Raw genomic sequence first — 19,852 nt, 5'->3', positions numbered from 1 at the left:
CACGCCGCGCCCGGCCTGCGCGCCGGGTCCGGTGGCGGAAACACGTCGGGTGACCGACGCCCCACGACGGAGCACTGGACTCCATACCGACTAGTCGGCATGATCGGGCGGAACGGGCCCGCCGGCCCCGGACCGCCAACCGTCCACTCCGTACGGAGGAAGCACGATGAGCAACGGCACACCGCCCCCGTCGGCCGCCGGGGAGGCGCCGCCCGGCCTCGACCTGGAGCGCCTGCGGGAGCATCTGGACCGGGAGCGGCCGGGCCTGGTCTCCGGGCCGCTGCGCGCGCAGCTGATCGAGGGCGGACGGTCCAACCTCACCTACCGGGTCACCGACGGCGCCGACTCCTGGGTCGTCCGCCGCCCACCGCTCGGCCACGTGCTGGCCACCGCGCACGACATGCACCGCGAGCACCGGGTGATCAGCGCCCTGCACGACACCGCCGTGCCGGTGCCGGAGGCGCTGCTGCTGTGCGAGGACGAGACCGTCGTCGGCGCGCCGTTCTACGTGATGGAGCTGGTGGCGGGCACCCCGTACCGGACCACGGAGCAGCTGGCTCCGCTGGGCCCGGAGCGGACCCGGGCGGTGGTGCTGTCGCTGGTCGACACGTTGGTGGCGCTGCACGCGGTGGAGCCGGAGGCGGCCGGACTGGCCGACTTCGGGCGCCCGGACGGCTTCCTGGAGCGGCAACTCCGGCGCTGGGGCAAGCAGTTGGCAGCCTCCAAGAACCGCGCGCTGCCCGGCATCGACGCGCTCCACGAGGCGCTGGGCCGGGAGCTGCCCCGCTCCCCCGCGCCGACCGTCGTGCACGGCGACTACCGGCTGGACAACGTCCTGGTCGGCGCCGACGACACCATCACCGCCGTACTGGACTGGGAGATGTCCACGCTCGGCGACCCGCTGACCGACCTCGGGCTGCTGGCGATGTACTGCACCGACCTCGGGCTGCCCAAGTCGCCGGTCAGCACCACCAGCGGCGCTCCGGGGCACCCCTCCCCGGAGGAGCTGATCGCACGCTACGCCGAGCGCTCGGGCCGGGACACCTCGCGGATCGCCTGGTACACCGCCTTCGCGTGGTTCAAGCTCGCGGTGATCCTCGAAGGGATCCACTACCGCTACACGCTCGGCCAGACGGTCGGCGCGGGCTTCGACCGGATCGGCGAGCTGGTGCCCGTCTTCATCGACCGCGGACTGACCACTCTCAAGGAAGGCTGAGGCACCGATGGACTTCGCATTCGACGCCCGTACCGAGGAACTGCGGGCGAAGCTCCAGGCGTTCATGGCCGAGCACGTGTACCCGGCCGAGCGGGTCGCGGAGGAGCAGCGGGCCGCGCTGGCCTCGCCGTGGGACACCCCGGCGGTCGTCGAGGAGCTCAAGGCCGAGGCCCGCCGCCAGGGCCTGTGGAACCTCTTCCTTCCAGATGAGGAGTACGGCGCGGGGCTGACCAACCTCCAGTACGCGCCGCTGGCCGAGATCACCGGCCGCAGCCCGCAGTTGGCGCCCACCGCACTGAACTGCGCAGCACCGGACACCGGCAACATGGAGGTGCTGGCGCAGTTCGGCGACGCGGCGCAGAAGAAGCAGTGGCTGGAGCCGCTGCTGGCGGGCGAGATCCGGTCGGCGTTCGCGATGACCGAGCCGGAGGTGGCCTCGTCGGACGCCACCAACATCGAGACCCGGATCGAGCGGGACGGCGACAGTTACGTCATCAACGGCCGCAAGTGGTACATCTCCGGGGCGATGAACCCGCTGTGCCGGATCTTCATCGTGATGGGCAAGACCGACCCGGACGGCCCCGACCTCCGCCGTCAGCAGTCGATGGTGCTGGTGCCGCGGGACACCCCCGGCCTGACGGTCAAGCGCGCCATGCAGGTCTACGGCTACGAGGACCACTACCACGGCGGGCACGCGGAGGTGCTCTTCGAGGACGTCCGGGTGCCGGTCGGCAACCTGATCGGCGAGGAGGGCGGCGGCTTCGGCATCGCGCAGGCGCGGCTGGGGCCCGGCCGCATCCACCACTGCATGCGGCTGATCGGAATGGCCGAGCGGGCGATCGAGCTGATGTGCCGGCGGGCGGTGAGCCGTACGGCGTTCGGCAAGCCGCTGGCCCAACAGGGCGTGGTCCAGGAGTGGATCGCGGACGCCCGGGTGGCGGTGGAGCAGCTGCGGCTGCTGGTGCTGAAGACCGCCTGGCTGATGGACACCGTCGGCAACAAGGGCGCGCACACCGAGATCCAGGCCATCAAGATCGCCACGCCGCGGACGGTCGTGGGCATCCTCGACAAGGCGGTCCAGCTGCACGGCGCCGGCGGCGTCAGCCAGGACTTCCCCCTCGCGGAACTGTGGGCCGGCGCCCGCACCCTCCAACTGGCGGACGGCCCCGACGAGGTGCACCAGCGGTCGCTGGCACGGCGGGAGTTGAAGCGGTACGTGTAGGCGGGCGGTGCCCGGTGGGGGGCGGGGGCGTAGTGACGCGCCCCCGAAGCCCCGAAGCTCCGGAGTCATAGAACGAGGTAGCGCTCTCGGCGCTCCGGGAGTTGAGGTACCCGGCGTACGCTCACCGCATGAGCACTGCTGCGGGGCAGAGGGTCAAGGAAGTCCGTAAGCGCAGGGGACTGACTCAGACCGAGTTGGCGAAGGCATCCGGCGTGTCCGTCTCCCTCATTCGCAAGCTCGAACAGGGCGAACGGGAGACCGCACGACTGGAAACGTTGCGCAAGCTCGCCCGAGCACTGAGGGTGCCCACCATGCGGCTCGCCGGGGAGCCGAACGAAGAGGACGCCGGCGCTGACACGGTGGACCGCTGGAGCGCCGTCCGTGAGGCTCTGGAGCGTCCTCCGATGGCTCTGGAGCTGGATGACGAGCCCCCGACCGTCAGTGGCGTAGGTGCGGCACTCCGCGAGACGGAGCCGTTGTTCTCGGGCGATCATTTCGCCGCACTGTCCGTGCTGCTCCCGTCCTTGCTGCGGGATGCCGACGCACTGGGTTCCGAGGGACGGAGCGTCCGCGCAAGGCTCTTGCAGCTCGCCGGGTGGCTCATGGTCCAGACCCGGCAGTTCAAGGCCGCCGAGACGGCCCTGGAGCGCGCCCTGGACGATGCGGCGGACCGACTCGAGGGCGCTGCCACGGTCAACACGCTGTGCTGGCTTCGGCTGCGCCAGGGCGAGTTGGGCAAGGCGTACGACCTGGCCGTGAAGTGGGCGGACGAGACGGAGCCGCGGATGTCACGCGCGACGCCCGCCGAGTTGGCGACATGGGGGTGGTTGCTGCTGCGGGTGTCCGCTGCGGCCGTCCGGAACGCACAGCCCGGAGAGGCCGAGGACGCCCTGAAGCTCGCCGCGGCGGCAGCCGTGGCCCTGGGCAGGGAGCACACCCCGGATGGTGACTTCCTGCGCACCTTCGGGCCGACCACGGTCAAGCTCAAGGCTGCTGAGAACGCTGGCGTGACGGACCGACCCGACATGGTCCTCCGCCTCGCCGAGCGCATCCCGTTCTCCAGCCTCAAGCCGACCAGCAACAACCGCAATCGCCACTTGCTGGACGTGGCTGACGCATACGTCAAGACCGGCAACTACGCCGACGCGTTGGGGAAGTTGGAGCAGATCCATGCCGACAGCCGGGAGTGGCTTCCGAATCAACGCTATGCGCGCGACATCCTCCGCCGGTTGGTCAACAGGCGGCGGACGTTGACAGCGGAGATGCGGTCGATGGCCGATGTGGTGGGGCTGCCGCTGTAGTGCCTGTGGCGCTTCCCCCGGATGCGTATCCGAAGTGCCACAGACAGCAAGAGCGCACCGTTCCTGGCGTGTTCGCCATCAGTCCGACGCGAGGAATGGCGAACACCGTGAACGAACCCGCCAGATACAGCACGCGACCTGTGGTCCTTCCGGGTGCCATCGATGCCTGGCTCCTGGAAGGCACTCCCGCTCCTGGCTGCAAGGTGTGCGCCGCGCTGGCTGTTCAGCGCAGCGAGGCGCATGCGCGGGACGACCGGGCAGCCGCCTGCGCTGCTGCCAGGGAAATCCGGAACCACGGGCGTGGGCATGGCGAGGCGGCGCAGTGAGCGCCGGGGCGTCGGCGACAGCAGCGCTACGACCCCGGTACGACCCCGGGACGACGCCGCGAGCGCGTTACGGCCGCAGGGCCCGCAGGAGTAGGCCGGCCAGGTGGTCGGCGACCTGCTGCGGGCTCAGCGGGCCGTCCTCGCGGTACCAGGTGCCCAGGTGGTGCACCGAGCCGAAGTGGTAGTCGACGACCAGGTCGGCGGGGACGTCGGCGGTGAACACGCCGGTGCGCTGCCCCTCCTCGATCAGGGCCCGGAACCGCTCGTGGTAGCGGCGCCGCTCGGCCCGCACCTGCTTGTCCTTCTCCGGGCTCAGATGGTGCATCGAGCGGAAGAAGATCTTGGTGTCGTCGAGGTTCTCGATGGTGGTGACCACCACGTCGGCGGCGGCGTCCCGCAGCCGCTGCTCCACCGGCGCGTCGGCGTCCGCGAAGTGGTCCAGCCGCTCCTGCTGGAGCCGCAGCACCCGGCCGTAGACCTCGTGGAGCAGGTCCTCCTTGGAGCCGAAGTAGTGGTAGAGGGCGCCCTTGGTGACGCCCGCCGTGTCCACGATCTCCTGGACCGAGGTGCGGTCGTAGCCCTGCTCCGCGAAGAGCCTGGTGGCGGTGGCCAGCAGCCGCTGCGCGACGGGCTTCGTCGTGCCGTTGCCGTTGCTGGTGCCGTCCTTGATGCCGGCCATCGCCCTCACCCGTTCCTCTGTTCCTCACATGCGTCCGTCATGCGCGCCGACCGCCCTGCCGTCATGCGCGCCGGCGCAACTCCCGTCGAAGGATCTTGCCACTCGTGGTCTTGGGAAGCTCCGGCAGGATCTCCACCACTCGGGGATATTTGTACGCCGCGAGCCGTTCCTTGCAGTAGGCGGCCAGCTCGGCGGGGTCGGGGGAGGCGCCGGGACGCAGGCTGACGTACGCCTTGACGGTCTCCCCGCGGTAGGGGTCGGGCACCCCGACGACGGCCGCCTCGCGCACCGCGGGATGGGTGTAGAGGACGTCCTCGACCTCGCGGGGCCACACCTTGAAGCCGGACGCGTTGATCATGTCCTTCTTGCGGTCGACGACGTACAGCCAGCCGTCGCGGTCCATGAACCCGATGTCGCCGGTGCGCAGTTCGCCGTCCGGGATGGCCTCGGCGGTGGCGTCCGGGCGGCGCCAGTAGCCGGGCACGACCTGGGGGCCGCGGACCGCTATCTCGCCCTGCTCGCCGAACGGCAGATCGCGGCCGGCCTCGTCGATGATCCGTATGACGGTGTCCGGGCCGGGGACGCCGACCGCGAGGGTGCCGGAGACCTTGTCGACCGGCGCCTCCTTGCCGGGCGGGACGGTGGCGCAGGGCGCGGTGCACTCGGTCAGGCCGTAGCCGTTGTGGATGTGCGGGCCGAAGGTGGTGCGGAACTTCTCGACCAGGGCCGGCGGCAGCGGTGCGCCGCCGGAGCTCACGGTCCGGAAGGAGGCGAAGTGCCCGGGGGTGGCGTCCGGGTGGGCCATCAGCGCCATGTAGGCGGTGGCGGGGCCGACGGTGAAGGCCGGGCGGTGCTCCAGGAAGGCGTCCAGGACGGTGCCGGCCTCGAAGCGGTAGGCCAGGGCCAGGGTGCCGGTGTTGGCGAGGCAGGTGGCCAGTTCGCAGACCATGCCGGTGATGTGGAAGAGCGGGGCGAGCGCGAAGTAGGTGGCGCCCTCGGCGAGTTCGAGGCCGGTGCGCATCCGTTCGGCGTTGTAGCTGATGTTGCCGTGGGTGTTGATGGCGCCCTTGGGGGTGCCGCTGGTGCCGGAGGTGTAGCTGATGAGCGCGATGTCGGCGGCGGCGGGCTCAGGGACGGTGGGCGCCGGTCCGCCGGTCCGGGCGGCGGTGAGCAGGTCGTCGGCGCCGTCCTGGGGGCCGGCCGGTTCGTGGCGCAGCACCCGGGCGTCGTCGCGGGTCTGGAGTCCGCGTTCGTCGGCGGTGACCGCGATCCGGACGGAGCCGGCCTCGGCGGCGGTGGCGCGCAGGAAGCCGGCCCAGGTGCGGTCCGCGCAGAGGACGGCGGTGACCTCCGCGTCGTCGAGGATGTGCCGGATCTCCGCCGCCTTGTACATGGGGTTGACGGGGACGACCACGCCGCCGGCCTTCCAGACGGCGAGCACCGCGAGCACGAAGTGCGGGGTGTTCTGGAGCATGACCACGGCGCGGTCGCCGGGCCGCAGGCCACGGGCGGCGAGGTGGCCGGCGAGGCCGTCGGAGAGCGCGTCGGCCTCGGCGTAGTCGATCCGGCCGTCGAAGTAGGCGAGCGCGGTGCGGTCGGGGGCGCGGCGGACCGCGGCGCGGAAGGCGTGCAGCGGTGAGGGCGGCGGTTGGACGGGGGCGCGCTGGGCGTCGGAGAGCAGGGCCAGCCACGGCTTGTCCTGGTAGGTGGTCACCGGGCCTCCCCCTCGCGTGCCTCCAGCTTCTGCTGGAGGTGGTTCATCCCGGTCAGCCAGCGGTCCGGGTCGGTGGCGCGGGCGGCGTAGTAGTCGCCCACCTCGGGGTGCGGCAGGACCAGGAAGCGGCCCGCTTCCATGGCCGTGAAGAGGGCGTCGGCGACGGCGTCCGGCTCGATGGCGGTCGGGGTCAGGACGAGGTCGCCGGCGGTGCCGGTGGCGGCGAGCATGTCGGTCCGCACGCCCTGCGGGCAGATGGCGTGCACGTCGATGCCGCGGTGGCGGTAGGTCAGCGACAGCCACTCGGCGAAGGCGTAGGCGCCGTGCTTGGTGACGCTGTAGGGGGCGGCGGCGACCATGGTGAGCAGGCCGGCGGCGGACACCGTGGAGACGAACCGGCCGCTGCCGCGCGCCAGCCATTCCGGCAGCAGCTCGCGGGCGGCCCGCACGTGGGCCATCACGTTGACGTCCCAGGCCAGTGCCCAGTCGTCCTCGGGTGCTTCGGGACCGCCGCCGGTGCCGACGCCGGCGTTGGCGCAGAAGACGTCGATGGCGCCGCCGAGCGCCTCGCGGGCCGGGCCGACGGCCGCGGAGGCGTCGCCGGGGACCGCGACCGCCCCGATCTCCTCCGCGGTTCTGCGGGCCTTGGCCTCGTCCAGGTCGTTGACCACGACCCGGGCGCCCTCGGCGGCGAACCGGCGGGCCAGCGCGGCGCCGATCCCCCCGCCCGCTCCGGTCACGACAACGGCCTTGTCCCGTACGGCTGCCACGCTGCGTCTCCCTCGGTCGCCTGACTCCACCGGCTCCACCGGCTCACCGGCAGGGGCAGACTAACCAGTCGGTATGTCCCAGCGGAAGCCTCTGTTTTCCGTCACGGCCGGGATTGCGGGGGTAGCGGTCGGCGCGGTGGTGCGGCGGGCGCCGGCGGGAAGGGCGAGCGCTCCCGGTCACGAGGGCGCGCGGCCGGACGGCGGGTCCGCGATGAGGAGGGCGATGCCGTCCAGGAGCGGCGTGAGACCGAAGGCGAACAGCGCGTCCAGGTCGAGCTCGTAACCGTCCGCGAAACTGCTGGTGAGCCTGGTGAAGACGGGGTAGCGGGCCGACGCGGTGATCGCTTGGAAGGCGAGGGCCTGCCGGTCCATCCACTGGTCCTCGGACAGTCCGGTGGCGGCCTCGGCCTGGGCCTCCCGCTCCAGGTGCACCGCGATCCCGTGGATGTAGCTGTAGAACAGGACGTGCAGGTCGAGCATGGTCTCCGGTTCGAGGCCGTGGCCGTCGAGGGCGGCGAGCGCCCATTCCGCGTGGACCATCAGGGACGGCAGCATCAGGGGGCGGGTGAGGGAGCCGACCTGGGCGAGCCAGGGATGCCGGCGGTAGATCGTCCACAGGGTGCGCGCGCCGAGTTCCAGCCGGGCCCGCCAGCCCTCCGGCGGCGGGGCCGGATAGGTCTCCTCGCCGAACGCCGCGTCCGCCATCAGCAGCACCAGGTCGTCCTTGCCGGTGACGTGGCGGTACGGGGACATGGCGGCGACGCCGAGCCGGGCGGCGACGCTGCGCATGGACACCGCGGCCAGCCCCTCGGCGTCCGCGAGCTCCACGGCGGCGCGGACGATCCGTGCGCGGCTCAGGTCGCGCTCAGGCAGGGCCGTGGCCGGCGCCCGGCGCGTGGTGGGGGCGCGGTGCTCCGTCGACGCCGCCCCGCCCCGGGCCGCCACCACGGTGCCGACCCGGGGGCGGGCCTCGACCAGCCCCTCCAGGCGCAGCGTGGTGAGGGCCTTGGTGGCGGTGGCGAGCGCGACGCCCCATTCGCGGGCGATCCGGCGCGTCGAGGGCACGCGGTCGCCCGGGGCGAGCGTGCCGTCGGCGATGCGCCGGGCGATCTCGTCGGCGATGCGCCGGTACGGCGGATCGGGCTGTGCGGCCATGCGGTCGACTCCTCGGGATTTTTTTCGCGCCCACGGGATCTGTACTAGTTCAGACGCTACCAGCGCGGAGTGCCCGGGAGTGCCATCTGACCTAGAACAGAAGGGAGAAACGGGCAGTTGGCGGCGCTGCGCATACGTCGTACATTCAGCCGCGTACAGCGTATGAAGGAGCGTGCATGAAGACCGTGCTCATCTCCGGCGCCGGGGTCGCCGGATCCGCACTCGCCCACTGGCTGCACCGCGACAGGGTCGCCGTGACGGTGGTGGAACACACGCCGGGCCGGCGCCGCGGCGGCCAGGCCGTCGACATCCGGGGCACCGCACTCGACGTCGTCGAGCGGATGGGGCTGCTGGACCGGGTCCGCGCGCACCGCACCCGGATGCGCGGCATGTCGGTGCTGGACGGGGACGGCAGGGAGGTCCACCGCTCGACCGAGGCGACCTTCAGCAGCGGCCGGCTGGTGAGCGAGGACATCGAGCTGCTGCGCGAGGACCTGGTCCACGTCCTGCACGAACAGGCCGGCGACGGCGTCGAGTTCGTCTTCGGTGACCGCATCACGGCGCTGGACCAGGACGAGGAGGGAAGGGGCGAGGGCGGGATACGCGTCACCTTCGAGCGGGGCCGTCCCCGGACGTTCGACCTGGTCGTGGGGGCCGACGGCCTGCATTCGGCGGTGCGGCGGCTGGGCTTCGGACCGGAGGAGCGGTTCACCCGCCATCTGGGCATGCACCTGGCGATCTTCACCGCGGACAACTTCCTGGGCCTGGACGACTGGCAGGTGTGGCTCAGGGACGGCGAGGCCGGCTACGGCATCTACCCGGTGCGCGACAACACCGAGCTGCGGATCTCGTTCGGCTTCGCGGCCGGGCCGCTGCCCGCCGGGCCACTCGACACCGCGGCGCACAAGCGTGTCGTCGCCGACCGGATGGCAGCCCTGCGCTGGGAGACCCCGCGGCTGCTGAAGGCCCTGTGGGAGGCATCCGACTTCTACTCCGACGCGATGACGCAGGTCCACATGAACCGCTGGTCGCACGGCAGGACCGTGCTGCTCGGCGACGCCGGGTACTGCGCCTCGCCGCTGTCCGGTCAGGGGACCAGCCTCGCCCTCGTGGGTGCGCATGTCCTGGCCGCCGCCCTGCGCGGTGCGGGCGACGACCACCGCGCGGCCTTCGCCCGCTACGAGGAGCGGATGCGCCCGTTCGTCGCGCTCAACCAGGCGCTCGCCGTGGAGAATCCCGGCGGACCGGCCTCCGAGGAGTCCGTCGACCGGGCCAAGCGCGCGCTCGCGCTGGAGGACTGACCGCCCCGCCCGACGCCACCCGCCCGCTCCGCCACGAGGACCGGCCCGGCGCGTTCCGCACCGGGCCGCCGAGCGTTAGCGTGCCCACGACACACATCGAGTCGACCACCGCTCACGGAGGTGTGCGCATGGCTCTGTCGAGACGTGTTCTGCTGGGGCAGTTGGCGGCGACCGGGGCGGCCGCGGCAGCGGTCTCCACGGGCCCGGCCGCCGCCCAGGCCGCGCCGGACGCCGGCGGCCGGCGGGTGCGCACCGGCTTCGACCGCCTGGCCGCCGACGGCTACCGCCTCCTGGCCGGCCGGCGGGTCGGCATCGTCACCAACCCCACCGGCGTCACGAGTGGGGGCACCTCCCGCGCGGCCGAGGCCGGGCGCGGGGGAATCCGGCACATCGTGGACGTGATGCACGCCGACCCCCGGGTCCGGCTGGCCGCCGTCTTCGGGCCGGAGCACGGCTTCCGGGGCACCGCCCAGGCCGGTGGCTCCGAGGGCCGCTACGACGACCCGGCCACCGGCCTGCCCGTCTACGACACCTACGACAAGAGCGGCCGGGAGCTCGCCGACATCTTCACCGCCTCCGGCGTGGACACCGTGGTCTTCGACATCCAGGACGTCGGCGCCCGCTTCTACACCTACATCTGGACGCTCTACGACTGCATGGTGGCGGCCGTCCTGGCCGGCAAGCGGTTCGTGGTGCTGGACCGCCCCAACCCGGTGACCGGCCGGGCCGCGACCGGCCCCGTGCTGGACCGGCGGTACTCCTCCTTCGTCGGCCGGGAGCCGATCGCGCAGGCGCACGGCATGACGGTGGTGGAGCTGGCGCTGCTCTTCAACGGCGCGTTCGTGCCGGCCGCCGCCGGGCGCCCGGTGCCGCTGGAGACGGTCCGGATGACCGGCTGGCGCCGCACCGACTTCTTCGACGCGACCGGGCTCCCCTGGGTGCCCCCGAGCCCCAACATGCCCACCCCCGACACCGCCCTGGCCTATGCCGGGACCTGCCTGTTCGAGGGCACCAACCTCTCCGAGGGCCGCGGCACCACCCGCCCCTTCGAACTCCTCGGCGCCGAGGGCCTGGACCGCCGCTGGGCCGAGGCCGCCACCGGACTGGGCCTGCCCGGCGTGTACTTCCGCGAGGCGTACTTCGCCCCGACCTTCTCCAAGTTCCAGGGCAGGACGATCGGCGGCCTCCAACTCCACGTCCACGACCGGGACGTCTTCGACCCGGTGCGGACCGGCATCGGGCTCCTGGTCACCGTCCGGCACCTGTGGAAGGACTTCGCCTGGCGCGCCGACCACTTCGACCGACTGGCCGGCACCGACACCGTCCGCACGATGATCGACGCAGGCGCGGGGGTCGAGGAGATCGCGGGAGCCTGGAAGGAGCGGCTCGGGCGCTTCCGGCGGGTGCGGGAGCGGTATCTGCGGTATCCGTAGGGGCCGTTGGCGGTGACCGGGGACGGGGGGTGTTCGGGGCGTTCGGGGCAGTCCGGGCCGGTGTGGTGGCCGGACGGGCGGGCCGTGCCCGATATCTCACCATCCGAGATAGATCATTTCGGCTATTGACTGCCCCGTACACCGACCAAGAGAGTGCGGCTCGTGCACAGTGACGCGACATCAGCGAAGCCGGCGGCGTCCGCGGACGCGGCGCCGGCCGGCGGGGAGAGCCTGCGGCGGGTGGCCGTGGCCTCGTTCATCGGGACCGCCATCGAGTTCTACGACTTCTACATCTACGGCACGGCCGCGGCGCTGGTGCTCAACCAGGCGTTCTTCCCGACGCTCGACCCGGTCAACGCCACCCTCGCGTCGTTCTCCACCTATGCGGTGGCGTTCGCCGCCCGGCCGCTCGGGTCGGTGGTCTTCGGGCACTTCGGCGACCGGGTCGGCCGCAAGTCGGTCCTGGTCGCCTCGCTGCTGCTGATGGGCCTGTCCACGGCGCTCGTCGGCCTGCTGCCCGGCTACGGGACGTGGGGGATCTGGGCGCCGCTGCTGCTGATCGCACTGCGCTTCCTCCAGGGGATCGGGCTGGGCGGCGAGTGGGGCGGGGCAGCGCTGCTGGCCGTCGAGCACGCGCCGCGCGGCCGGCGGGGACTGTACGCCGCCTTCCCGCAACTCGGGCCGTCCGTCGGCTTCTTCGCGGCGACCGGGGTGTTCTGGCTGCTGTCCGAGACGATGAGCGACGCGGCCTTCCGGTCGTGGGGCTGGCGGGTGCCGTTCCTGCTGTCGTTCCTGCTGGTGGGGGTGGGGCTGTTCGTCCGGCTGAAGATCAGCGAGACGCCGGTCTTCGCCAAGGTGCTGGACGCCCAGGAGGCCAGCCGGGTCCCGGCCGTGGACGTCTTCCGGCGGCATCCGCGGGAGCTGCTGCTGGGTGCCGGCGGGATGGTCGTCGCCTACGGCCTCTTCTACACCGCCACGACCTACTGCCTCGCGTACGCCACCGGCACCCTGGGGATCCCCCGCACCACCATGCTCGGACTCTCCCTGGTCGCCTGCCTGTTCCTGGCGGCGGGCACCTGGCTGGCGGCCACCCGTTCCGACGGCAGCGGACGCCGCACGCTGATCCTGGGCGGCTCCGGGCTCGCCCTGGTGTGGGGACTGGCCCTCTTCCCGCTGCTGGACACCCGGCAGCCGGTGCTGATCGCCCTGGGCATCGGCGGCGCGCTGTTCTGCATGGGCGTGGTCTACGGCCCGATGGGCGCCTACCTGCCGGAGCTGTTCGGGACCACGGTCCGCTACTCGGGCGCGTCGCTCGCCTACAACCTCGGCGGGGTGCTCGGCGGGGCGGTCGCGCCGCTGGTCGCCACCCGGCTCCAGGCGGCGTTCGGTTCCGCGTCGGTGGGGTGGTACGTGAGCGCGATGGCGCTGGTGTCGCTGGGGTGCGTACTGGTGCTGCCGGAGACCCGGGAGCGCGAACTCCTGGGCTGAGCCGCACCCTTGGGGGCGTTCAGGGCCGGAGCCACCAGCGCTCGCTCTCCCAGGAGAGCACCTCCCAGAGGCGGTTGAGCGGGTGCTCCGGCCCGTAGGAGTCCCGTTCGCCGCGTCGGGTGAAGACGCCGACCAGGACCTCCGTGCGGGGGCCGACGTCCCCGGTGACCTCCAGGGTGCGCAGGCCGCCGGCCTCCGGGAGGTGGCCGTCCGACGCCGCCTCCCCCAGGCCCCTGGTGACCAGCATCGCGCCGCTGACCACCCCCGAGCGGAGCAGCTCGAAGCCGTAGTGGGCGGCCTCGATCTCGGCGGCCACGGTCAGCTTCTGGCGGTAGTCGCTGCCGTACCAGGCGGTCAGGAAGCGGTCGATCAGCCCGCCCGTGGAGACCACCAGCGGCAGCCGCGGCAGTTGGCCGGCGGGGAACGAGCCGCCGGGCAGCCGCTCCGGCGGCAGGTTGGTCAGCAGGGACAGCCCGCTGCGCCGCCACTCCATCACCTCGTACGGGGCGAGTTGGGCGGCCTCCTCGCCCTCGGTGACCACGACGCTGCCGCAGACCAGGTCCAGTTCCTGGGAGCGGAGCTTGGTGAAGAGGTCGGCGGTGCGGACGTGGGTGATCTTCAGGTCGACGCCCTCGCGGTCGAAGTCCTCGCTGACGTGCTCCACGGCGTCCAGGAGGAAGCCGAGGGTGTAGCGGGTGGTGCCGACGGAGAGCGTGCGGCCGAGGCGGCGGCGGGCGCCGTGGACACCCGCGGACCACTCGCCGAGGGTGCGCCGGGCCAGTTCGACCAGGGCCTCGCCGGTGGCGGTGAACCGCGCATCGCGGCCCCGGCCCTGCTTGAGGACCAACTCCTCGCCGCAGAGCGCCGCGAAGGTGCGGTTCATGGTGTCGAGTTGCTTCTGCACGCTGGACTGCTCGCGGCCCAGCCGGCGGGCCGCCGCCAGCGCGGTGCCCTCCTCGTGCACCGTGATCAGCGTGCGCAGCTGGTCCATCGTGGTGTCCAGCAGCTCCGTCGGGTACTGCTGCGGACTCGGGTACTGCTGCGGACCTGACGCGGCCATGTGCCCCTACTCGCTTTCCCTTCCCCCAAATTCGGGAATGAGCAGCATAGCCGTCCCGAAAACCCATCCGGAGATCACCGGGGCAGGTCGCCGGCGGGGCCCCGGGGTGTGCGCACCCCGGGGCCCGTGTCGTTCGCTCCGCTACCTGTGGGCGGGGAATTCCACCACCTGCTGGTAGGTGGGGCGGTTCTGCCAGCTCATCTTGTCGTGGGTCAGACCGCCGACCGCGCGGTGGACGATCGAGTCCGCGCACCACTGGTCGCCGGCCTTGCAGGTGTCGTCGCCCGGGTAGACCTGGGCGGCGGTCCGCGCGTCGGCCTGGCGGAGGGTGGCCAGGAGCGTGTCGCGGCAGGCGGAGAGGTCGCCGTTGCCGCAGTAGCGTGCGGCGAGCGGGCCCTGGACGCGGTCGCCGAGCACCGCGCGCAGGTCCTTGTCGACATAGCTCCACCAGCCGTACTGGAAGGCCGATCCGGCGTGCGCGCCGGTGGGGCCGTGGCCGGCCGACGGGGACTCGTCGATCGCGAGGTTGGCGCGCACCGCGTCGTAGAGGTCGGTGCCGAGGCCGGGCCGGAAGGTCTCCTGGACCATCAGCGGCCACCAGGCGTCCATCAGCCGGACCGCGTCGGAGTGGGCGTAGGTGTGCGAGCCGGGGGTGGTCTCGCGGCGCTGGGCGCCGTCCTTGCGCCAGGCGTCCAGCCGCTGGATCGCCCCGCGCAGTGCGGGGTCGGTGACCGGCCTACTGCCCAGGACCCGCAGCAGTTCGGGCAGCACGTCCTCGCCGCGCAGGTCGGTGAGGGCGGCGTCGGCCATCGCCCGCGTCAGGGAGGCCCGGGTGACCCCGCCGTCCCGGGTGAGCGCGCGCACCCGGTCGTCGAGCAGGTTGGCGCGGTGCACCGGGCCGTTGCCGAAGCCCGCCGAGTCGTAGTCCTTGGCCTGCTTGTTGTTCCAGGAGACGTAGTAGTCCTGGTCGATGGACTGCGGGTGCTGGGCGGGCGGGGTGTAGGCGGTGGTGTTGGTGGCGGGGTCGAAGCCCTTCCACTCGTAGGCCGGTTCGGCCCTGACGGGCAGCGCGGGATCGACGTCGGGGTTGCGGACGGGGTTGAGGCCGCTGTTGTAGTACGCGATGTCGCGGGAGTCGGCGTAGAACCAGTTGAAGGCGTAGCCGATGTGCTGGGCGGCCTGCTGGAAGCTCTTGGCGTCGTGGACGTACGACGGGTCGTTGAGCATCTGGAAGCCGATGATGGAGTCGGCCTCGTGGCGGTAGGTGGAGCGCAGCGCGGTGTAGGCGACGGGCTTGCCGCCGACGGTGGCGCGGTGGGTGACGGTGCCGTACTTGGTGCGGAAGACCTGCATCCGGTACGAGCCGGCCGCGGTGGGGTCGGCGACGGTGGGCTTCCAGGAGTTGGTGCGCTCCAGCTTCTCCATCGGCAGGCAGCGGCCGTGGTAGCGGTAGGAGGTGGACTCCTTGGTGGGCGCCGAGCCGTCCGCGTTGCACAGGTCGACGGCGTAGGTGTCGGTGATGTCCTGGCCGGCGGAGGTGGCGCTCCAGGCGTAGTCCTGGCCGCGGCCGAGCTGGACGTACATCCCGACGCCGGCGAACGAGGCGCCGCGGGCGCTGATGCCGGGGCCCTGGATCTCCTGGAGCATCAGCAGCTGGGGCGCGAAGTAGCCGGTCTGCGGACCGAAGACGGCGACCGGGTGGCCGCTGGCGGTGTGCTTGCCGGAGACCAGCAGGGCGTTGGACATCCCGCGGTGCTGGGTCGGGTCGAAGCTCCCCTTGGGCAGCACGCCGTCCTTGAAGAGGCCCTCCAACTTCCGGTACTTCTCCGGGGCCTTGACCGGGTCGCGGGGCGGGGTGGCGCTCTTGGAGGCGGCGGCGCCGGTGCGGTCGAAGACCAGCGGCTCGGGGGTGACCGAGCCGCGGTCGGGCAGCGCGGTGCCCTTGGCCTTGGCGGGCTTGACGGCGTAGGGGAAGCTCTGGCCGTCGTGCAGGGTCTTGACCGCCTCGGGGTCGTTCCGCTCGCGGAAGGACTCCCAGACCTTGGTGCCCTTCTCCAGGCCGTACTTCTGCTGGGCGGAGAGCAGGGCGAGGGCGGACGGCACCTCGCCGCCGCCGCCGTTGCCGAAGAGGCCGCCGACGACGGAGGCCAGGGCTATCAGGTCGGTGAGCTTGAACGGCTGGATCTCACCGGCGTTGGTGATCGCGTCGATGTGGCCGGTGACGACGTACTCGCCGGGGAAGTAGCGGCCGTTCTTGGACTGTTCGCGGTAGGCGTTGATGCCGTCCACGTACGCCTGGGCGTCCGCCATGGCCTGCTTGCCGCGCTCGCCGTTGTTGTCGCGGATGGCGTCCACCTGCGCCTGGAGGTCGGCCTCGGTGTACGGGGCCGAGGGCCAGAACTGCTGCTCCAGGCCCTGGTTGGCAAGGGCGCCGCCGGCGAAGGAGGTCAGCTCGCCGCGTCCGATGTGCCGGAAGAGGTCCATCAGCCACAGCCGGTCCTGGCCCGCGGCGTAGCCGGCGCCGTACTCGGTGCCGTAGCGGGTGGTGCCCTTGATGTGCGGGACACCGGTCTTCTTGTCGCGGGTGATGCTGACGTCCGGACGCGGCGTGCTCACCGAGGCGACCTGGTCCTTCGCGACGCCGAAGGAGGCGTCGTTGAAGAAGTCGGTGAGGGTGTCGTCGGTGAGCGAACGGTAGCCGCCGGCCAGGGCGTTGTAGGGGGCGATCTGGTCGGTGGTGTGCGGCGGATGGGTGCCGAACAGCTTGTTGCCGAGGATCTGCATCAGGGTGGCGTTGCCCGTCGCACCGGGCGGCAGGATGTCCGCGCACTGGCCCTGGCAATGGTCGTCAACGTCGTGCGGCACGGCCGCGGTCGCGCTGGGGGGCGGTGCCAAGAACGTGGCACCCAAGGCGAACAGGGCTGCCGTGGCGGCGGTCCTGAGCCTTCCGGTACGTCGCTGCATTCCTGCTCCTTGAGGGGGTCCCGCTGCTCTTGGCGAGCCCGGGAAGGTGCGCCGGACGTTACCGTCGGTTACTCGTTACCGGAAGATGAACAACAGTCACCTTTTCGAATTCCCCACAGCGGGCAGATGTCGGTGGGCGTCGCACGGCCGGACACCCCGTCACATCGCCACCCAAAACCGCAAAGGAATTCGATGGATCCAGGTGGCGGCCGACTACGTCCATTCCCTGTCCAGTCGGGATCCTCCTCGGAGGTGGAAGCACCATGGCCGGTTTCAGAGCCCTCGCAGAACAGGTCCGCAATCCGCGACTCGTCACCGTCAGGCGGCGCACCGCCCTGCGCAAGTGCTTGGAGCGCTTCGCCCCATACGGGCACCGCGCGACCTGGCACCATCTGTGCACCAGGGCCGGATTCGCCCTCCAGGACCGCGACCCCGATCCGGCGCGGCTGGTGGCCGCGCTCGCCGAGTTGGAAGAGGCGCGCGCCCTCTGGCTCGCCTACGAGGAGGAGTTCGCCGCCCGGCGCCGCCGCGAGAAGCACCACGGCATCCGCCAGCCCAGCGCGCTGGACGCATGGCACCGCCGCACCTGGGGCGGCTACGACATCGTGCCCTGCGCCTCCCCGCAGCGGCACCCGGCGGCCCACCTCTCCGAGGTGCTGCGCCGCATGATCGCGGCGATGGAGGCGGGCCGCCCGCGCCGCGACTGCCCGGTCTGCGGCGGCACCCGCTTCGCGTGGGTCCCCGGCCCGGACGGCTGCCCGGCCGTCGGCCCGGCCTGCCGGGAGTGCGGGGTGCTGGCCCCGGCGTCCGTACTGACCCCGGAGGCGCTGCACACCGCCGCCGGGATGCCCGGCGCGCAGGCCGCCGCGGCGGCCTGACCCCCGCTCCAGGCGGCGCCGTTCCCCCCGTGCGCGGGGTGCTTGTCAGACCCCTCTGCCATCATCGGACACATGCTCCAGATGCTTCAGGTGTGTCTCAACGGCGCCCGAACGGCAGCCGATTCGTCGGTCGTGCCGCTGTCGCCGGCCGCGCTCGCGGAAGCGGCGCGGCAGGCGGTCGCGGCCGGCGCGCAGGACGTCCACGTCCATCCCAAGACCCCGTGCGGCCAGGATTCCCTCTCGCCAGGGGTGGTCGGCCCGGCCCTCACGGCGATACGGGAGGCGGTGGACGTCCCGGTGGGCGTGACGACCGGCGCCTGGGCCGAGCCCGACCCGCGGCGCCGGGCGGAGCGGATCGCGTCCTGGACGGTGCTCCCCGACCACGCCTCGGTCAACTGGCACGAGGACGGCGCCGATACGGTCGCCGCCGCGCTGCTGGAGCGCGGCGTCGGCATCGAGGCGGGCATCTGGGCGGACACCGAGGCCGCCGCCCGGTTCGCCGAGTCGCCCTTCGCGCCACGGGTGCTGCGGGTGCTGGCCGAGGTCATGGACGACACCGACCCGAGCACCGCGCCCGACACCGCCCGGGCGCTGCTCGCCGAGCTGGCGCGGATACCGCACGGCCGCCCGGTGCTGCTGCACGGCTTCGACGGCGGCGCCTGGCCGGTGCTGCGGCTGGCCGGGGAGTTGGGCCTGGCCAGCCGCATCGGCATCGAGGACACCCTCGCGCTGTCCGACGGCTCGCCGGCCGCCGGCAACGGCCCTCTGGTGTCCTGTGCCGTCGCGTCGACGGGCGGTCTTCCCCGAGCCTGATCCAGCCGGTACGTTCCGCGGCATGCGCGTCCCCGACCGCCCCCGCGGCATCGCACCCGAGGGTTGGAGCCGCTGGCTCGTTCCGCCCGCGGCGCTCGCCATCCACCTCGCCATCGGCCAGGCGTACGCCTGGAGCGTGTTCAAGCCGCCCCTGGAGAGCGCGCTGGGGCTCTCCGGGACGGCCTCCGCGCTCCCCTTCCAGCTGGCCATCGCCATGCTGGGGCTGTCCGCGGCGTTCGGCGGCACCCTCGTCGAACGCCGCGGCCCGCGCTGGGCGATGGCCGTCTCGACGATCTGCTTCGCCGCGGGATTCCTGGTCTCCGCCATGGGCGCGGCCACCGGCCACTTCTGGCTGATCGTCGCCGGCTACGGCGTGCTCGGCGGGATCGGGCTGGGCATCGGCTACATCTCCCCCGTCTCCACCCTCCTGAAGTGGTTCCCGGACCGCCCCGGGTTGGCCACCGGCATCGCCATCATGGGCTTCGGCGGCGGCGCGCTGATCGCCTCCCCGTGGTCCACCCGGCTCCTGGCCGGCCTCGGTTCCGACGCGTCCGGGATCGCCCGCACGTTCCTCGTGATGGGCCTGGCGTACGGCGTCTTCATGACGCCGGGGGTGCTGCTGGTGCGGGTGCCGCCCGCGTCCGCGCGGCCGCCCGCCGGTCCCGCGGGGGAGGTCGCGGCGTCCGGCCCGCGCCTCGCCCTCCCCGGCGTCTCCGCGCGCAACGCCCTGCGCACCCCGCAGTTCTGGTGCCTGTGGGTGGTCCTGTGCACCAATGTCACCGCGGGCATCGGCATCCTGGAGAAGGCCGCCCCGATGGTCGTCGACTTCTTCGCGCACACCGCCGCGCCGGTCGGCGCCGCGGCCGCGGCCGGATTCGTCGGACTGCTCTCCCTGGCCAACATGCTCGGCCGGATCGTCTGGTCCTCGGTCTCCGACGCGGTCGGCCGGAAGAACGTCTACCGGCTCTACCTCGGCGCCGGCGCCCTGCTGTATCTGGTGATCGCGCTGGCCGGCGACGCTTCCAAGCCATTGTTCATCGGCTGCGCGGCGGTCATCCTCTCCTTCTACGGCGGCGGATTCGCCACGATCCCGGCCTACTTGCGGGATCTGTTCGGCACCTATCAGGTCGGCGCGATCCACGGCCGGCTGCTCACCGCCTGGTCCACCGCCGGCGTCCTCGGCCCGCTGATCGTCAACGCCGTGGCGGACGCCCGGAAGTCCGCCGGGCACAGCGGCCCGGAGCTGTACTCCACGTCCTTCTTCATCATGATCGGCCTGCTGGTGGTGGGCTTCGCCGCCAACGAGCTGATCCGCCCCGTCCACCCCCGCCACCACGAACCGCCCGCGCCCGCCGGGCCGCCACGCGCCGCGGCGGCCGACGCGAAGGGAGCCGACCGATGACCCCGCGCCGCACCGCCCTCATGGTCGTCGCCTGGCTGTGGGTGGCCGTCCCGTTCGCCTACGGGCTTTACGAGTTGGCGCTGAAGCTGAAACAACTGTTCTCGGGCTGATCACCGGAGGTCGCGCGCGC

16 protein-coding genes are annotated in these 19,852 nt (G+C 72.4%); 10 read left to right on the top strand and 6 right to left on the bottom strand.

Translation table 11 applies throughout. From position 1 onward, the window contains the following. The first annotated feature begins 166 nt into the window (after positions 1-166). The 3 genes from SNOUR_RS30625 (at position 167) to SNOUR_RS30615 (ending at position 3,739) form a co-directional block, all read left to right on the top strand. Positions 167-1,216 carry a phosphotransferase family protein gene (locus tag SNOUR_RS30625; protein ID WP_067353432.1) on the top strand — a complete coding sequence of 350 codons (1,050 nt, stop codon included), beginning with the start codon at positions 167-169 and terminating at the stop codon, positions 1,214-1,216. A gap of 7 nt (positions 1,217-1,223) precedes the next feature. After that, positions 1,224-2,438: an acyl-CoA dehydrogenase family protein gene (locus SNOUR_RS30620; RefSeq protein WP_067353430.1), complete on the top strand. Its 1,215-nt coding sequence runs from the start codon at positions 1,224-1,226 to the stop codon at positions 2,436-2,438. Between the two features lie 128 nt (positions 2,439-2,566). Next, positions 2,567-3,739, top strand: a complete 1,173-nt coding sequence (locus SNOUR_RS30615; protein ID WP_067353427.1) for a helix-turn-helix domain-containing protein — start codon at positions 2,567-2,569, stop codon at positions 3,737-3,739. 393 nt (positions 3,740-4,132) lie between these two features. Here the strand turns inward: SNOUR_RS30615 and SNOUR_RS30610 are convergent, their stop codons facing one another. The 4 genes from SNOUR_RS30610 to SNOUR_RS30595 form a co-directional block, all read right to left on the bottom strand. Further along, positions 4,133-4,744 (bottom strand): TetR/AcrR family transcriptional regulator, encoded by a 612-nt coding sequence (locus SNOUR_RS30610; protein ID WP_067353425.1) that lies wholly within the window; start codon positions 4,742-4,744, stop codon positions 4,133-4,135. A 61-nt stretch (positions 4,745-4,805) separates the two neighbouring features. Continuing rightward, positions 4,806-6,458 (bottom strand): class I adenylate-forming enzyme family protein, encoded by a 1,653-nt coding sequence (locus SNOUR_RS30605; protein ID WP_067353423.1) that lies wholly within the window; start codon positions 6,456-6,458, stop codon positions 4,806-4,808. Then, entirely contained in the window at positions 6,455-7,228 is a 774-nt protein-coding gene (locus SNOUR_RS30600; RefSeq protein WP_067353420.1) for an SDR family oxidoreductase, read from the bottom strand. Before SNOUR_RS30600 ends, SNOUR_RS30605 begins: the two co-directional genes overlap by 4 nt. Before the next feature lie 177 nt (positions 7,229-7,405). Next, on the bottom strand, positions 7,406-8,383 hold the full coding sequence (locus SNOUR_RS30595) for a TetR/AcrR family transcriptional regulator C-terminal domain-containing protein (protein ID WP_067353418.1): 978 nt from the start codon (positions 8,381-8,383) through the stop codon (positions 7,406-7,408). Positions 8,384-8,559: 176 nt separating this feature from the next. Here SNOUR_RS30595 and SNOUR_RS30590 point away from each other — a divergent pair, with 176 nt between their 5' ends. The 3 genes from SNOUR_RS30590 (at position 8,560) to SNOUR_RS30580 (ending at position 12,605) form a co-directional block, all read left to right on the top strand. Continuing rightward, complete coding sequence (locus tag SNOUR_RS30590) at positions 8,560-9,684, top strand: FAD-dependent monooxygenase (RefSeq protein WP_067353415.1); 1,125 nt, start codon at positions 8,560-8,562, stop codon at positions 9,682-9,684. Positions 9,685-9,812: 128 nt separating this feature from the next. Continuing rightward, the gene (locus tag SNOUR_RS30585; RefSeq protein ID WP_067353413.1) at positions 9,813-11,117 is read left to right on the top strand and encodes an exo-beta-N-acetylmuramidase NamZ family protein; all 1,305 of its coding nucleotides are present in this window, start codon (positions 9,813-9,815) and stop codon (positions 11,115-11,117) included. 162 nt (positions 11,118-11,279) lie between these two features. Next, positions 11,280-12,605, top strand: coding sequence for an MFS transporter (locus tag SNOUR_RS30580; protein ID WP_079143583.1), 1,326 nt, complete (start codon positions 11,280-11,282; stop codon positions 12,603-12,605). Positions 12,606-12,624: 19 nt separating this feature from the next. Here the strand turns inward: SNOUR_RS30580 and SNOUR_RS30575 are convergent, their stop codons facing one another. Then, positions 12,625-13,665 (bottom strand): LysR family transcriptional regulator, encoded by a 1,041-nt coding sequence (locus SNOUR_RS30575; protein WP_067353410.1) that lies wholly within the window; start codon positions 13,663-13,665, stop codon positions 12,625-12,627. Positions 13,666-13,806: 141 nt separating this feature from the next. Then, entirely contained in the window at positions 13,807-16,629 is a 2,823-nt protein-coding gene (locus SNOUR_RS30570; RefSeq protein WP_067353408.1) for a penicillin acylase family protein, read from the bottom strand. 263 nt (positions 16,630-16,892) lie between these two features. On the opposite strand from SNOUR_RS30570, the gene SNOUR_RS30565 reads away from it, so the two are divergent. The 4 genes from SNOUR_RS30565 to SNOUR_RS49585 all read left to right on the top strand — a co-directional run bounded on the left by SNOUR_RS30565 (position 16,893) and on the right by SNOUR_RS49585 (position 19,832). Next, positions 16,893-17,507 (top strand): hypothetical protein, encoded by a 615-nt coding sequence (locus SNOUR_RS30565; RefSeq protein ID WP_067353406.1) that lies wholly within the window; start codon positions 16,893-16,895, stop codon positions 17,505-17,507. Positions 17,508-17,588: 81 nt separating this feature from the next. Next, entirely contained in the window at positions 17,589-18,320 is a 732-nt protein-coding gene (locus SNOUR_RS30560) for a 3-keto-5-aminohexanoate cleavage protein (RefSeq protein WP_067358935.1), read from the top strand. Between the two features lie 22 nt (positions 18,321-18,342). Next, complete coding sequence (locus SNOUR_RS30555; RefSeq protein WP_067353403.1) at positions 18,343-19,722, top strand: L-lactate MFS transporter; 1,380 nt, start codon at positions 18,343-18,345, stop codon at positions 19,720-19,722. Further along, on the top strand, positions 19,719-19,832 hold the full coding sequence (locus SNOUR_RS49585) for an MFS transporter small subunit (RefSeq protein WP_435855130.1): 114 nt from the start codon (positions 19,719-19,721) through the stop codon (positions 19,830-19,832). Before SNOUR_RS30555 ends, SNOUR_RS49585 begins: the two co-directional genes overlap by 4 nt. Positions 19,833-19,852: the final 20 nt, after the last annotated feature.

Origin of the sequence: Streptomyces noursei ATCC 11455 (assembly GCF_001704275.1) — a bacterium.
GTDB classification, from domain to species: Bacteria; Actinomycetota; Actinomycetes; order Streptomycetales; family Streptomycetaceae; genus Streptomyces; species Streptomyces noursei.
Note: the sequence above shows the minus strand (reverse complement) of the source record. Positions and strands in the feature narration are given on the sequence as shown.